Source organism: Streptomyces sp. MJM8645 (assembly GCF_001625365.1).
Taxonomy (GTDB): Bacteria; Actinomycetota; Actinomycetes; order Streptomycetales; family Streptomycetaceae; genus Kitasatospora.
This window is the reverse complement of the sequence record NZ_LJJF01000001.1, coordinates 3,076,089-3,089,134: the sequence shown is the minus strand read 5'-3', so window position 1 is coordinate 3,089,134 and position 13,046 is coordinate 3,076,089. Positions and strand designations below refer to the sequence as shown.

The following is a 13,046-nucleotide window of genomic DNA, read 5'->3' as shown; positions in this document are numbered from 1 at the left end:
CGCACCCGTCCGGGTGCATTCGACTCGCGCCGTCGACCGGGCGCGCTTCTCATGGGGTGTGATGCGACACACACCACGAGGAGGGACCACCATGCCCGTAGCCGCCCGTGCTCGCTGGGTCCTCGCCGCTGCGACATCCGTGGCCCTGGTGGCCACCGGGTGCAGCGGCGGCGGCGCAAGCAGCAACAGCTCGCCGGACAGCAGCAAGAGCTTCAGCTACCAGAGCAGTGAGCCGCAGAACCCGCTGCAGCCCGCCAACGCGAACGAGGTCGGCGGTGGTCGCATCATCCAGAACCTCTTCAAGGGGCTGGTCGACTACGACCCCGCCACCGCCAAGATCCGGATGCAGGTCGCCGACAAGATCGACACCAGTGACTCCCAGACCTTCGACGTCACGCTGAAGGACGGCTGGAAGTTCCACGACGGCACGCCGGTGCACGCCAAGAACTTCGTGGACTCCTGGAACTGGAGCGCGACCACCAGCAACAACCAGATCAACAGCTCCTGGTTCTCCGACATCGAGGGCTACCAGAACGTCCACCCCGTCAGCGGCCAGCCGACCGCGACCAAGATGTCCGGCCTGACCGTGGTCGACGACCTGCACTTCACCGTCAAGCTCAGCAACAAGGTCTCGTACTTCGAGTACAAGCTCGGCTACATCGCCTTCTCCCCGCTGCCGGACGCCTTCTTCAACGACCCGACCGGGTACGGGCAGAAGCCGGTGGGCAACGGCCCCTACCAGTTCGTCAGTTGGAACCACAACTCCGAGGTCGTCACCAAGGCCTTCCCGGACTACCAGGGCGTCGACAAGCCGAAGAACGGCGGCATCGTCTTCAAGATGTACACCACGTCCGAGGCCGCCTACGCCGACCTCCAGTCCAGCAACCTGGACGTGATGGACCAGGTGCCGCCGTCCGCGCTGGCGACGTACAAGAGCGACCTCGGCGACCGGGCGATCGACGCCCCGCAGGGCGCCATCCAGAACATCGGCTTCACCCTCTACCAGGCCGACTGGGCCGCGCCCGACAAGGCCAAGGTGCGCCAGGGCCTGTCCATGGCGATCGACCGCGACACCATCACCAAGACGGTGCTGCAGAACTCCCGCAAGCCGGCCACCGCCTGGGTGGCCGAGGGCGTCGAGGGCTACAAGGACGGCGCCTGCGGCGACTTCTGCAAGTTCGATCCGGCGAAGGCCAAGCAGCTGATCAGCGACGGCGGCGGCGTCCCCGGCAACAAGCTGCTGATCACCTACAACTCCGACGGCGGCCACAAGGAGTGGGTCGACGCGGTCTGCAACTCGATCCGGCAGAGCACCGGCGTCGAGTGCCTCGGCGACCCGAAGCCCGACTTCAAGACCGCGCGCGCCGCGATCACCGGGCACCAGGTCAACGGCGCCTTCCGCACCGGCTGGGTGCAGGACTACCCGCTGAACGCCAACTTCCTGTCCGACGTGTACCGCACCGGCGCCGCGTCCAACGACTTCGGCTACAGCAACCCGCAGTTCGACCAGGCGGCCACCAAGGCCGACGAGGCCGCCAGCGTCGCCGACACGGTGACCGGCTACCAGCAGGCCGAGGCGGTGCTGCCGAGCGGGATGCCGGCCATCCCGCTCTGGTACTACCGCACCAACTCGGGTTACTCGACCAAGGTGCAGAACGTGAAGTTCGACTCCTTCGGCAACCCGGCCTGGACCCAGGTCGAGGTCAAGGGCTGATCCCCCGACCCCTCGCGCCGGCCCCGCCCTTCCCGCACGGAGGACGGGGCCCGGCCCTCCCGGCCGACCGTCCCCGGCCGGCCGTGCACCCAGGGCACGTCTAGGAAGGAGGCTCGGATGGGCAGTTACGTGCTGCGGCGGGTGCTGCAGATGATCCCGGTGTTCTTTGGCACCACGCTGCTGATCTTCCTGATGGTCTACACGCTGCCGGGCGACCCGGTGTCGGCGCTGTTCGGCGAGAAGGCCGCCGACCCGGCCATCGTGGCCAGCATCAAGCACAAGTACTTCCTGGACCAGCCGGTCTGGAAGCAGTACCTGCACTACATGGGGAACCTCTTCCAGGGGGACTTCGGGACGAGCTTCACCGGCCGTCCCGTCTCCGAGATCATGGCGACCGCCTTCCCGGTCACCATCCGGCTCGCGCTGATGGCCTTCGTCTTCGAAGTGGTCCTCGGCCTCGCCCTCGGCATGGCCTCCGGCCTCCGGCGCGGCAGCATCCAGGACACCCTGGTGCTGATCCTCACCCTGGTGGTGATCTCGATCCCGGTCTTCGTGCTGGCCTACATCGCGCAGACGATCTTCGCCACCAACCTCGGCTGGGTCACCCCGACGGTGCAGGACTCCACCGACCTCTCCCAGCTGATCCTGCCCGCGATCGTGCTGGGCTCGCTCTCGCTCGCGTACGTCGCCCGGCTCACCCGGACGTCCATCGGCGAGAACCTGCGGGCCGACTACATCCGCACGGCGGTCGCCAAGGGCCTGCCCCGGCGGACCGTCATCTCCCGCCACCTGCTGCGCAACTCGCTGATCCCGGTGGTCACCTTCCTCGGCACCGACCTCGGCGCCCTGATGGGCGGGGCGATCGTCACCGAGGGCATCTTCAACGTGCAGGGCGTCGGCAACGTCCTGTACCGGGCGATCAACCAGAAGGAAGGCCCCACCGTGGTCGGCATCGTGACCGTCCTGGTGATCGTCTACCTCGTCGCCAGCCTGCTCGTCGACCTGCTCTACGCGGTCCTGGACCCGAGGATCCGCTATGCCTGACATCCACGACGAGAACTCCTACGAGCCGCACCCCAAGCCCGGGGTCTCACACCTCGACTACGCCGGGGAGCAGGGCATGGCGGTCGAGCAGGAGACCCTGGTCGAGCCCGACCCGGCCAAGCGGGAGGAGGCCCGCAGCCTCTGGGGCGACGCCTGGCGGGACCTGCGCCGGCGGCCGATCTTCCTGATCTCCGCCGTGCTGATCCTGCTGCTGGTCGTCATGGCGATCTTCCCCTGGGCGTTCACCGACGCCGACCCGCGCAAGGCCGACCTGATCCACGACTACCTCAGACGGCCGGACTGGACGGACTTCTTCGGCGCCGGCTGGTTCGGCTACGACGGGCAGGGCCGGTCGATCTACGCCCGGGTGGTGTACGGCGCCCGGGCCTCGATCACCGTCGGCATCTGCGTGACCCTGGCGGTCACCGTGCTCGGCGGACTGGCCGGCATGGTCGCCGGCTATTTTGGCGGCGCCGTCGACGCGGTGATCTCCCGGATCACCGACATCTTCTTCGGCCTCCCGCTGCTGCTCGGCGCCCTGGTGCTGCTGAACGCCTTCACCACCCGCACGGTGTGGAGCGTGGTCATCGCGCTGGCCTTCCTCGGCTGGACCCAGATCGCCCGCGTCATGCGCGGCGCCGTGCTGACCGTCAAACAGTCCGACTACGTGGTGGCCGGCCGGGCGCTCGGCGCCGGGACGGGGCGGCTGATGTTCCGGCACATCCTGCCGAACGCCATCGCCCCCGTGATCGTCGTCGCCACCATCGCGCTCGGCGGCTACATCGCCACCGAGGCGACGCTGAGCTTCCTCGGCATCGGTCTGCAGGACCCGACCATCTCCTGGGGCATCGACATCTCCTCCGCCCAGAAGGTGATCCGGACGGCGCCGTACGTGCTGTTCTTCCCGGCGGTGGCGCTCTCCGTCACCGTGCTGGCCTTCATCATGCTGGGCGACGCGGTGCGCGACGCCCTCGACCCGAAGCTTCGCTGAGCGAGGGGAGCGCAACGTGAGTACAGCCGTGGACGCCACCAGGTCCGAGCGGGCCGCGTCGTACGAGGGGCCGCTGCTCGACGTCCGCGACCTGCACGTCGAGTTCGTCACCCGGGACGGCGTGGCCAAGGCGGTCAACGGGGTCGACTACAGCGTCCGGGCGGGGGAGACGCTCGCGGTGCTGGGCGAGTCCGGTTCGGGCAAGTCGGTGACCGCGCAGGCGATCATGGGCATCCTGGACATGCCGCCGGCCCGGATCCCGCGCGGGGAGATCCGCTTCCGCGGCCGGGACATGCTGAAGATGGGCAACGAGGAGCGGCGCAGGATCCGCGGCCAGAAGATCGCGATGATCTTCCAGGACGCGCTGTCCTCGCTCAACCCCGTGCTGACGGTGGGCTTCCAGCTCGGCGAGATGTTCCGGGCCCACCGGGGGGCGTCCCGCAAGGAGGCCAAGGAGAAGGCCGTCGAGCTGATGGAGCGGGTGCGCATCCCGGCGGCCAAGCAGCGGGTGAACGACTACCCGCACCAGTTCTCCGGCGGCATGCGCCAGCGCATCATGATCGCCATGGCGCTGGCCCTGGAACCGGACCTGATCATCGCGGACGAGCCCACCACCGCGCTGGACGTCACCGTGCAGGCCCAGGTGATGGACCTGCTCGCGGAGCTCCAGGCGGAGTTCCACATGGGCCTGATCCTGATCACCCACGACCTCGGCGTGGTCGCCGACGTCGCCGACAAGATCGCCGTGATGTACGCCGGCCGGATCGTCGAGACCGCCCCGGTGCACGACCTGTACGCGCGCCCCGCGCACCCGTACACCCGCGGCCTGCTGGACTCCATCCCGCGGCTGGACCAGAAGGGCCAGGAGCTCTACGCCATCAAGGGCCTGCCGCCCAACCTGCTGCGGATCCCCCAGGGCTGCGCCTTCAACCCGCGCTGCCCGCGGGCGCAGGACCGCTGCCGGGCCGAGGTGCCGGAGCTGTACCCGGTCGCCGAGGACGACGGCGCCCCGCTGGCCGGGCGGGGCAGCGCCTGCTTCTTCTGGAAGGAGACCCTCCATGGCCGCTAACGGGTCCAGCGCACTGGGCGCCGCGGTGCCGGAGAAGGACGCCTTCGCCCAGGAGGTGCCGCGCGGCGAGCCGATCCTCGAAGTCCGGGACCTGGTCAAGCACTTCCCGCTGACCAAGGGCGTGCTGTTCAGGAAGCAGGTCGGCGCCGTGAAGGCCGTCGACGGGGTCTCCTTCGACCTGAGGCAGGGCGAGACGCTGGGCGTCGTCGGCGAGTCCGGCTGCGGCAAGTCCACGCTGGCCAAGGTGCTGATGAACCTGGAGCCGGCCACCGGGGGATCGGTCCGCTACAAGGGAGAGGAGATCTCCCGGCTGTCCGGGGCGGCGCTGAAGGCCGTCCGCCGCAACATCCAGATGGTGTTCCAGGACCCGTACACCTCGCTGAACCCGCGCATGACGGTCGGCGACATCATCGGGGAGCCGTTCGAGATCCACCCCGAGGTGGCGCCCAAGGGCGACCGCCGCAAGGCCGTCCAGGACCTGCTGGACGTGGTCGGGCTCAACCCGGAGTACATCAACCGCTACCCGCACCAGTTCTCCGGCGGGCAACGCCAACGCATCGGCATCGCCCGCGGTCTCGCGCTCAAGCCCGAGATCATCATCTGCGACGAGCCGGTCTCCGCGCTGGACGTGTCCGTCCAGGCGCAGGTGATCAACCTGCTGGACAAGCTGCAGGGCGAGTTCAACCTCTCGTACATGTTCATCGCGCACGACCTCTCCATCGTCCGGCACATCTCCGACCGCGTAGGCGTGATGTACCTCGGCAAGATGGTCGAGATCGGCAGCGATGCCGAGATCTACGACCACGCCACCCACCCGTACACCCAGGCGCTGCTCTCCGCCGTCCCCGTGCCGGACCCGACGGCCCGGGAGTCGCGGGACCGGATCGTGCTCACCGGGGACGTGCCCTCGCCGGCCAACCCGCCGTCCGGCTGCCGCTTCCGCACCCGCTGCTGGAAGGCGCAGGACCGCTGCGCGGCCGAGATCCCGCTGCTCGCCTCGCCGTCCTGGCTGGGCGGGGCGGCCCGGCACGACTCGGCGTGTCACTTCGCTGCGGAGCGCGAGATTGGGCAGAGTGCGGCGGAGCGCGAGATCGGGCAGGGCGCGGCGGAGCGCGAGGTCGGGCAGGGCGCTGCGGAGCGCGAGGCTGGGCAGGGGGATGCCGGGCCCGGTTAGCGGCTCGCGGGATCCAGGGCGCGCCCCCGCACCGGGGGTGCGCCCTTTCTTGTGATGGAAAAGAGACGTGCCGCGCAATTCCGCAAGTGGGGTCGGGTCGTTGATAGTTGCTCTGCGCGTATAGGTGCTCGCTGCCGCGCTGGGGGAGGGCTGCTCGGATGGACATGGTGGAGGTGATCGGCGGCGGTCGGGAGGACCTGGTGCCCGGGACCCCGCTGCTGGAGGTCGACGACCTGCACGTCGAGTTCCGTACCCGGGACGGCGTGGCCAGGGCCGTCAACGGGGTGAGCTACTCGGTGTCGGCCGGGGAGACGCTGGCGGTGCTGGGCGAGTCCGGTTCGGGCAAGTCGGTGACCGCGCAGGCGATCATGGGCATCCTGGACGTGCCGCCCGGGCGGATCACCGGCGGGCGGATCCTCTACCGCGGCGAGGACCTGCTGACCATGGGCTCCAAGGCCCGGCGGTTCGTCCGGGGCCAGAAGATCGCGATGATCTTCCAGGACGCGCTGTCCTCGCTCAACCCGGTGCTCAGCGTGGGCTACCAGCTCGGCGAGATGTTCCAGGTGCACCGCGGCGCCAGCCGCAAGGAGGCCAGGGAGAGGGCCATCGAGCTGATGGACCGGGTGCGGATCCCGGCGGCCAGGCAGCGCGTCGGCGACTACCCGCACCAGTTCTCCGGCGGCATGCGCCAGCGCATCATGATCGCCATGGCGCTCTCCATGGAGCCGGACCTGATCATCGCGGACGAGCCGACCACCGCGCTGGACGTCACCGTGCAGGCCCAGGTGATGGACCTGCTGGCCGAGTTGCAGCACGAGTTCCACATGGGGCTGATCCTGATCACCCACGACCTCGGCGTGGTCGCCGACGTCGCGGACACGATCGCGGTGATGTACGCGGGCCGGATCGTCGAGACGGCCCCGGTGCGCGACCTGTACGCGCGCCCCGCCCACCCGTACACCCGGGGCCTGCTCGACTCGATCCCCCGGCTGGACCAGAAGGGGCAGAACCTCCACGCCATCAAGGGCCTGCCGCCCAGCCTCCTGGAGGTCCCGCAGGGCTGCGCGTTCAACCCGCGCTGCAACCGGGTGCAGGACCGCTGCCTGAGCGAACTCCCGCCGCTGGTACCGGTGGTGGACGCCGAGGGCGCCGAACTGCCGGGCCGTCGCAGCGCCTGCCACTTCTGGCGGGAGACCCTGCACGGCTGAGGGCGCCGGGGCGTCGCCGCCGCCTACCGCTCGAAGCCGACGTTCTCCCAGACGATGTCGGACAGCCCCTGGGCGCCGATGTTGGCGAGGTTGGCGCGGGCGCCGTACAGCTGCGGGCGCTGGTAGAGCGGCAGCACGCCGGCCACCTTCCACAGCTCGCCGTCGGCCTGGTTGATCGCCTCGGAGGCGGTGGCCGCGTCGGGTGCGGCGGCGGCCCGGTCGAGGGCGGCGTCCACCGCCGGGCTGCCCGCGCCGACGTGGTTGGTGCCGCCGTTCTGGACGAAGTCGGCGCGGTTGCCGCTGGCCGGGAAGGGCGTGCCGAGCAGCGAATAGGCGGTGATGTCGAAGTCGCCGCGGTTGACGTACTTGTCGAAGAACTCGTTGGCGGCGGCGGTGACCGTGGTGACCTTGATGCCGATGTCCTTGAGCGTCCTGGTGGCGCTGTCGGCCTCGCTCTGCGCCTGGGTGACGCCGGCCGGGATGACCATCCGCAGGTTCAGCTCGCGGCCGTTGCGCTTGCGGACGTCGCCGTCGAGCCGCCAGCCGGCCGCGTCCAGCTTGCGGGCGGCCTCGGCGGGGTCGTAGCGGCTGAGGCCGAGGGAGTTGTCCCGGTAGGCGTTCTGGTTGGCGACCAGCAGGTGGTTGTTGAGCGGGGCGGCGGGCCAGTCCAGGCCGTTCAGGTCGGAGCGGATGACGGCGTCCCGGTTGATGGCCTGGAAGATGGCCTGGCGGACGGTCGCGTCGCTGAGCGCCGGGGTGCGGGCGTTGAGGGTGAGCTGGCGGAAGTCGGGCCCGCCGGCCCGGCGGACGGCGGCGCCCTTGGTGCTCTTGATGGTCTGGTAGCCGGCGACGTCCGGGCCGTTGTTGAAGAGGTCGATCTCGCCCTTGGCGAAGGCGGGGGCCATGGCGTTGGGCAGCATGGCGTGGAAGACGATCCGGTCCAGCATCGGCTTGTCGCCCCACCAGGCGGGGTCGGCGACCAGGGTGATGGTCTGGGCGGCGCGGTCCAGCCGTTCGACCTTGAACGGGCCGGCGGTGACCGGGATCGCGTCCAGGTAGGCGGAGTTGAACAGCTCCGGGGTGGCGAGCCGGCTCGCGGGCAGCAGCGGGGCGTTGGCGGCGCCGTTGAACATCGACTGCCACTCGGAGAACGGCCGGTCGAAGGTCATCACCGCCTGGAAGTCGTCCTTGCCCCGCTCGACCGAGGAGACCTGTTCGAAGCCGGTGTTGCTGGCGGGCCGGTAGGCCGGGTCCTTCCCGTTCAGCGCGCGCCAGTTGGCTTCGAGGTCGCGCCAGGTGATCGGGGTGCCGTCGGACCAGTGGGCCTTCGGGTTGAGCGTCCAGACGACGACCTGCCGGCCGTCCCGCAGCTCCGCGTGGGCGTCTTGCAGGTAGGCCGGGTTGACGGTCTGGGTGCCGGCCGCGTCGGAGCGGAAGAAGGTCGGCAGCAGCGGCTTGCTGACGCTGATCGTCGAGGACTCGCTGCCGTCGGTCTGGATCGGCGACCACTGGCGGGAGAACTGGGCGATCGCCAGGTGCAGGGTGCCGCCCTGGCGCAGCTGGGAGCGCTCGCGCGGGTTGACGTCGATCGAGGTGAGCTTGGGGGCCCCGGTGGCGGACGGCCCGTCCGCGGCGGCGCCGCCCTGGCCGGAGGCGCACGAACAGAGCGTCAGTGAGAGCGACAGGGCGGTGAGACCGGCGAGCAGGGCCGTCCGGTGCTGGAGGCGGCGGCTCATCGGCGTGCTCCCCGAGGTGGCTGTGGCGGAAGGTGTGGCGGAAGGTGTGGCGTCACATCTTGCTGACCGGGAGGGGGAGTTGTCGAGGGGCGGGCCGGATGCCGGCCCGCCCCCCGATCGGTGCGGTCGTTGCTCAGGCGACGGTGAACTTGAAGGTGCGGTCCTTCTCGCCGGTCTTGTCGAGCAGCGAGGTGACGGCGTCCGCGACGTCCTGCGGGGTGATCGCGGCGGTCTGGCCGTTCTTCTTGACCTTCACCTTGTCGAACACGCTGCCCAGCTGGCCGTTCAGCGCGTCGAGGTCCCACTTGGGCACGATCTTGCCGGAGGCGTCCGGGACGAGCGTGAGCGTCTTGGCGGCGACCACCTTGCCGAAGATCCACTTCTTGGTGCCGGCCAGGACGTACACGTTGCCGTTGAGCGCGGACTTGCCGAGGCTGTCCGCGGCGGCTTGCAGGGCCTGCGGGGAGACCTTGGGCTGGGCGGCCGTGACGGCGAGCGCGATCGGCTGGTCGGGCTTGCCGGCGGCGCGGTCGCGGTAGGCCTGCTCGACCACGTCGAGGGCGCTCGCCGAGTCGACGGCCTGGCCGGCCCGGCCGGGCACCACGACCGGGTCGCCGTTCTCGGCGAACTTGACGTAGCCCTCCTGAAGGCCCTGGCCCGAGCCGGAGGCCAGGGTGTCCAGGGCGGCCTTGAGCTTGGCCCGGTCCACCTTGACGTCCGGTGCGACCGCCTTGGTGCCGCCCTTCAGCGACTTGATGACGTCGACCGGGCTGTAGCTGTGCTGGGCGAGGCCGTCCACGGTGCCCGTGGTGTCGAAGCTCAGCCCGGCGACGGTCGGGTCGAGGTTCAGCGCCTGGTCGCCGACCTTCAGCTTGAGCGGCTGCTGGCCGGTCTTGCCGACGGTCTCGTCGAGCTGGTGGATCGCCTGGTCGCGGCTGTTGCCGCCGATGTCGGTGCCGAGCACCACGGTGCCCTTGGGGATGTCGGACTGGTTGAGCATCAGACCGGTGCCGTACGCGGCGGCGCCGAGGAACAGCACGAAGCCGACGCCGTACACGCCCAGCTTGACCAGCTTCTTGCCGGCGCTGGCCTTCGGCTTGGCCTTGCCCTTGCCCTTGGCGGGCGCGGGCGCGGGCGCGGACTCGGTCTTGGCCGGCTGCGGTGCGGGCCGGGGGCCCGGGGCGGGGGTCGGCAGCGGGGTGAGCTCGGTGGCCTCCGGGTCCGGTCCGGGCTGCTGCTGCGGGTGCCCGGGGGCGCCGGGGAAGAGCCCGCCGGGGGCCGGGTGGGCGAAGGCGTCCTGGCCCGGCCCGGCGGGGCGCTGGGCGGCGAACGGGTCGGCACCGGCCGGGGCCGAGGCGAACAGGCCGGGCTGCGGGCGGGCTTCGCCGCCGTGCGCGGCGCCGTTCTGCGGCAGGCCCGGTATGGCGGCGGGCGGCGGGGTGCCCTCGCGGATCGGCTCGAAGCCGTCGACCGAGGTGTCCTCCGGGTCCGTCGCGCCGGTCGCCGGGCCCTGCGGGCGGGCGCCCGGGCGCGGGCCCTGCTGCGGCCGTCCGTCGGGCTGCCGGCCGTTGCGCTGCCTGCCGTTCTGCTGGCCGCCGTTCTGCTGGCCGCCGTTCTGCTGGGCGCCCTGCTGCGGGCGGTCGTCGCGCCGGCCGCGGGCTCCGGCCGTGGGCGCCATCGGGGCGAACGGGTCGGCGGTGGGCGGCGCGAAGGGGGAGGCGGCCTCGTACACGCCGGGCTCCTCCGCCGGGGCCTGTGCACCGGGGCCGGCGGGGAACGGCGCGGCGGGCGAGCCGTTCGGGGCCTGGGCGGGCACCGGTCGGCCGTTCGGACGGGCCGCGCCCTGGGCGGGGCGGGCACCGTTCGGGCGGGCGCCGGGGGCCGGGGAGGCCGTCGGCCGGGGCTCGGCGGCGGCGGGCGCGGCCGGGGCCTCCGGCGCGCCAGGGGTGTTCGGGGCACCGGCCGGTACGGCGGTCGGCGCCGGCTCGGCCTTCTTCTGCCGCGGCCGGAACCAGGCGCCGGTGGACTCGGCCTCGGACGTCGCCGGCGGGATCGGCGGGACCTGCCACTCCGGCGGCAGCTCCGGCGGGGTGGCCGTGCGGGCGCCGCCCTCCATCACCCCGAGGACGGGGGAGGAGGGTGCGGACCGGTGCCGCGGGCCGCCCGGCTCGGGGGCGGCCGCCGGGGCCTCTTCGCCCGGGCCGTCCTCGTTCTTGACGGTGCTGCGGACCACGACCGGCGGGATCGGACGCGACCCGGGGATGTTGATCCGGACCCGGGTCGTCAGGGTGGTCTCGGTCTTCGGGCCGTCGTCCTCGCCGCCCGACGCGGCGCCCTGGGCGGCACCGGCCCGGTCGCCGCCCGGGAGTCCCGGTGTGCCGTAGGGCGGGGTGCCCGACGGGTAGGCGTCCGGACCCGTACGCCGGGGCGTCGGGTGGGCGTTGTCAGATTCGCGGCTGCTCAATGCTGCTCTGCTCCGGGTTCGCGGGCGGGCCGTGCGGCGCGACCGCGGTTCGTGGTCGCCGGGCCTGGGCGGGCGGCGGTCGGGTACGGCGTTCTGCGGGACCACCATACTGGGAAGAACAGAGCGACGAACGGCTTCGGACAGATCCTGATACGTCCGGTTCCTCCGGTATGAGAGTACGGCCGTGCGCTCCTGACTGCGCGTCGTGCGCGGTGCCGTACGTGCCCCGCGGGCGGGTTCAGCGCGGCGGGCCGGGCACGCCCGGGAACCAGCCGCTACGGGTCGGCAGGGTGGCGCAGATCACGCCCAGGACCGAGCCGCCGAACAGCCAGCCGAGCGAGGTGGCGTTGGACCACAGCACGTTGTCGCCCTCCGGCCGGGGCACGATCACCAGCAGCATCGCCATGAACCAGCCGGCCGCGGGCAGCGCCGCGCCCAGCCGGGTGCCGGTGACCCGCAGGCCGCCGTAGAAGGTGGCGCCGGTCGCGGCGAGCGCCAGCAGGACCCCCACGGGCGGCCACAAGGCCTGCACAAAGGATCCGCAGACCGACACCGCGACACCCAGCAGGAAGAACAGGGCGTAGGCCGTGATCCGGGCGCCGCGCGGGGGCTGAGGCTCGGCCAGCCGCTCCTCGCGGGTGCCGAGGACGGCCGCCGGGAACGGGCGGCGCGGCGGCCGGGCGGCGGCGGGCTCGGTCATCGGACGCTCTCCTCGGCGGTGGCGGTGGCGGTGGTGGGCAGCGGGTCGGCGGCGGGCGACAGGCCGGCGAACAGGTCGTCCTCGGGCCGCTCCGGCCCGGCCTGGCCGCGTACCAGCTGGTAGTACTCGGTGGTGACCAGCGGCTGGCCGAGGTCGTTGGAGAGCGCGAAGAAGGCGCCGTCCACGGTGATCTGAGTGGCGTGCGCGGCCATCGCGGCGGCCTTGCGCCCGGCGTAGGCGGAGCCGTCCAGCACGGTGGTGACCACCTCGTCGGCCACCACCCCGGGAACGTCGGCCGGCCGGGCCGTCCCGGGGAAGGGCGCCCGGGCGGCGGTCTCGGCGAGCCCGGCCTCGATCACCGAGCGGGGCATCCGGTTCCAGTAGACCTTGGCGATCCGCCAGGCCGGGCCCAGCTCCGGGCGGTGCGCCGGATCGGCGGCCAGCTCGTACGCGCGCATTGCGACCCGGTGCGCCTGGATGTGGTCCGGGTGCCCGTAGCCGCCGTTCTCGTCGTAGGTGACCAGCACCTGCGGCCGGACCTCGCGGACCACCGCGACCAGGTGGCCAGCCGCCTCGTCGACGTCGGCCTGCCAGAAGCAGCCGGGCACGTCGTTGTCGGGCAGGCCCATCATCCCGGAGTCGCGGTAGCGGCCCGGGCCGCCGAGGAAGCGGAGGTCGGTGACGCCGAGCGCGCGCATGGCCGCGGTCAGCTCGCCGATCCGGTACGCGCCGAGGGTTCCTTCCCGATCGGCCGTCAGATGGGCCAGCCCGGGCGGGATCACCTCGCCGCCCTCGCCGAGGGTGCAGGTCACCAGGGTGACCTGGGCGCCCTCGGCGGCGTACCGGGCCATGGTGGCGCCGTTGCCGATCGACTCGTCGTCGGGGTGGGCGTGCACCAGGAGCAGGCGGCGGCCGGTAGTCGCGGTCATGGGAGGAAGCCTAACGA

10 protein-coding genes are annotated in these 13,046 nt (G+C 71.8%); 6 read left to right on the top strand and 4 right to left on the bottom strand.

Going from position 1 to position 13,046, the window contains the following annotated elements:
* Nucleotides 1-91: 91 nt before the first annotated feature.
* The 6 genes from A6F73_RS13075 to A6F73_RS13050 all read left to right on the top strand — a co-directional run bounded on the left by A6F73_RS13075 (nucleotide 92) and on the right by A6F73_RS13050 (nucleotide 7,200).
* Nucleotides 92-1,714 (top strand): ABC transporter substrate-binding protein, encoded by a 1,623-nt coding sequence (locus tag A6F73_RS13075; protein WP_063347956.1) that lies wholly within the window; start codon nucleotides 92-94, stop codon nucleotides 1,712-1,714.
* A gap of 117 nt (nucleotides 1,715-1,831) precedes the next feature.
* Nucleotides 1,832-2,758, top strand: a complete 927-nt coding sequence (locus A6F73_RS13070) for an ABC transporter permease (RefSeq protein WP_063347955.1) — start codon at nucleotides 1,832-1,834, stop codon at nucleotides 2,756-2,758.
* Between the two features lie 76 nt (nucleotides 2,759-2,834).
* Entirely contained in the window at nucleotides 2,835-3,749 is a 915-nt protein-coding gene (locus tag A6F73_RS13065) for an ABC transporter permease (RefSeq protein WP_063351165.1), read from the top strand.
* Between the two features lie 16 nt (nucleotides 3,750-3,765).
* The gene (locus A6F73_RS13060) at nucleotides 3,766-4,818 is read left to right on the top strand and encodes an ABC transporter ATP-binding protein (RefSeq protein ID WP_063347954.1); all 1,053 of its coding nucleotides are present in this window, start codon (nucleotides 3,766-3,768) and stop codon (nucleotides 4,816-4,818) included.
* Nucleotides 4,808-5,992: a dipeptide ABC transporter ATP-binding protein gene (locus tag A6F73_RS13055; RefSeq protein ID WP_079135646.1), complete on the top strand. Its 1,185-nt coding sequence runs from the start codon at nucleotides 4,808-4,810 to the stop codon at nucleotides 5,990-5,992. Before A6F73_RS13060 ends, A6F73_RS13055 begins: the two co-directional genes overlap by 11 nt.
* A 158-nt stretch (nucleotides 5,993-6,150) precedes the next feature.
* Nucleotides 6,151-7,200: an ABC transporter ATP-binding protein gene (locus tag A6F73_RS13050; RefSeq protein ID WP_063347953.1), complete on the top strand. Its 1,050-nt coding sequence runs from the start codon at nucleotides 6,151-6,153 to the stop codon at nucleotides 7,198-7,200.
* A 23-nt stretch (nucleotides 7,201-7,223) separates the two neighbouring features.
* Here A6F73_RS13050 and A6F73_RS13045 read toward each other — a convergent pair whose 3' ends face one another.
* The 4 genes from A6F73_RS13045 to mshB all read right to left on the bottom strand — a co-directional run bounded on the left by A6F73_RS13045 (nucleotide 7,224) and on the right by mshB (nucleotide 13,029).
* The gene (locus A6F73_RS13045; RefSeq protein ID WP_063347952.1) at nucleotides 7,224-8,936 is read right to left on the bottom strand and encodes an ABC transporter family substrate-binding protein; all 1,713 of its coding nucleotides are present in this window, start codon (nucleotides 8,934-8,936) and stop codon (nucleotides 7,224-7,226) included.
* A gap of 133 nt (nucleotides 8,937-9,069) precedes the next feature.
* A complete protein-coding gene (locus A6F73_RS13040; protein WP_063347951.1) occupies nucleotides 9,070-11,400 on the bottom strand; it encodes a peptidoglycan binding domain-containing protein in 2,331 nt (776 codons plus the stop codon).
* Between the two features lie 238 nt (nucleotides 11,401-11,638).
* Nucleotides 11,639-12,100: a DUF6113 family protein gene (locus A6F73_RS13035; RefSeq protein WP_244293379.1), complete on the bottom strand. Its 462-nt coding sequence runs from the start codon at nucleotides 12,098-12,100 to the stop codon at nucleotides 11,639-11,641.
* Nucleotides 12,097-13,029, bottom strand: a complete 933-nt coding sequence (gene mshB / locus A6F73_RS13030; protein WP_063347950.1) for an N-acetyl-1-D-myo-inositol-2-amino-2-deoxy-alpha-D-glucopyranoside deacetylase — start codon at nucleotides 13,027-13,029, stop codon at nucleotides 12,097-12,099. The genes A6F73_RS13035 and mshB overlap by 4 nt, the downstream gene beginning before the upstream one ends.
* Nucleotides 13,030-13,046: the final 17 nt, after the last annotated feature.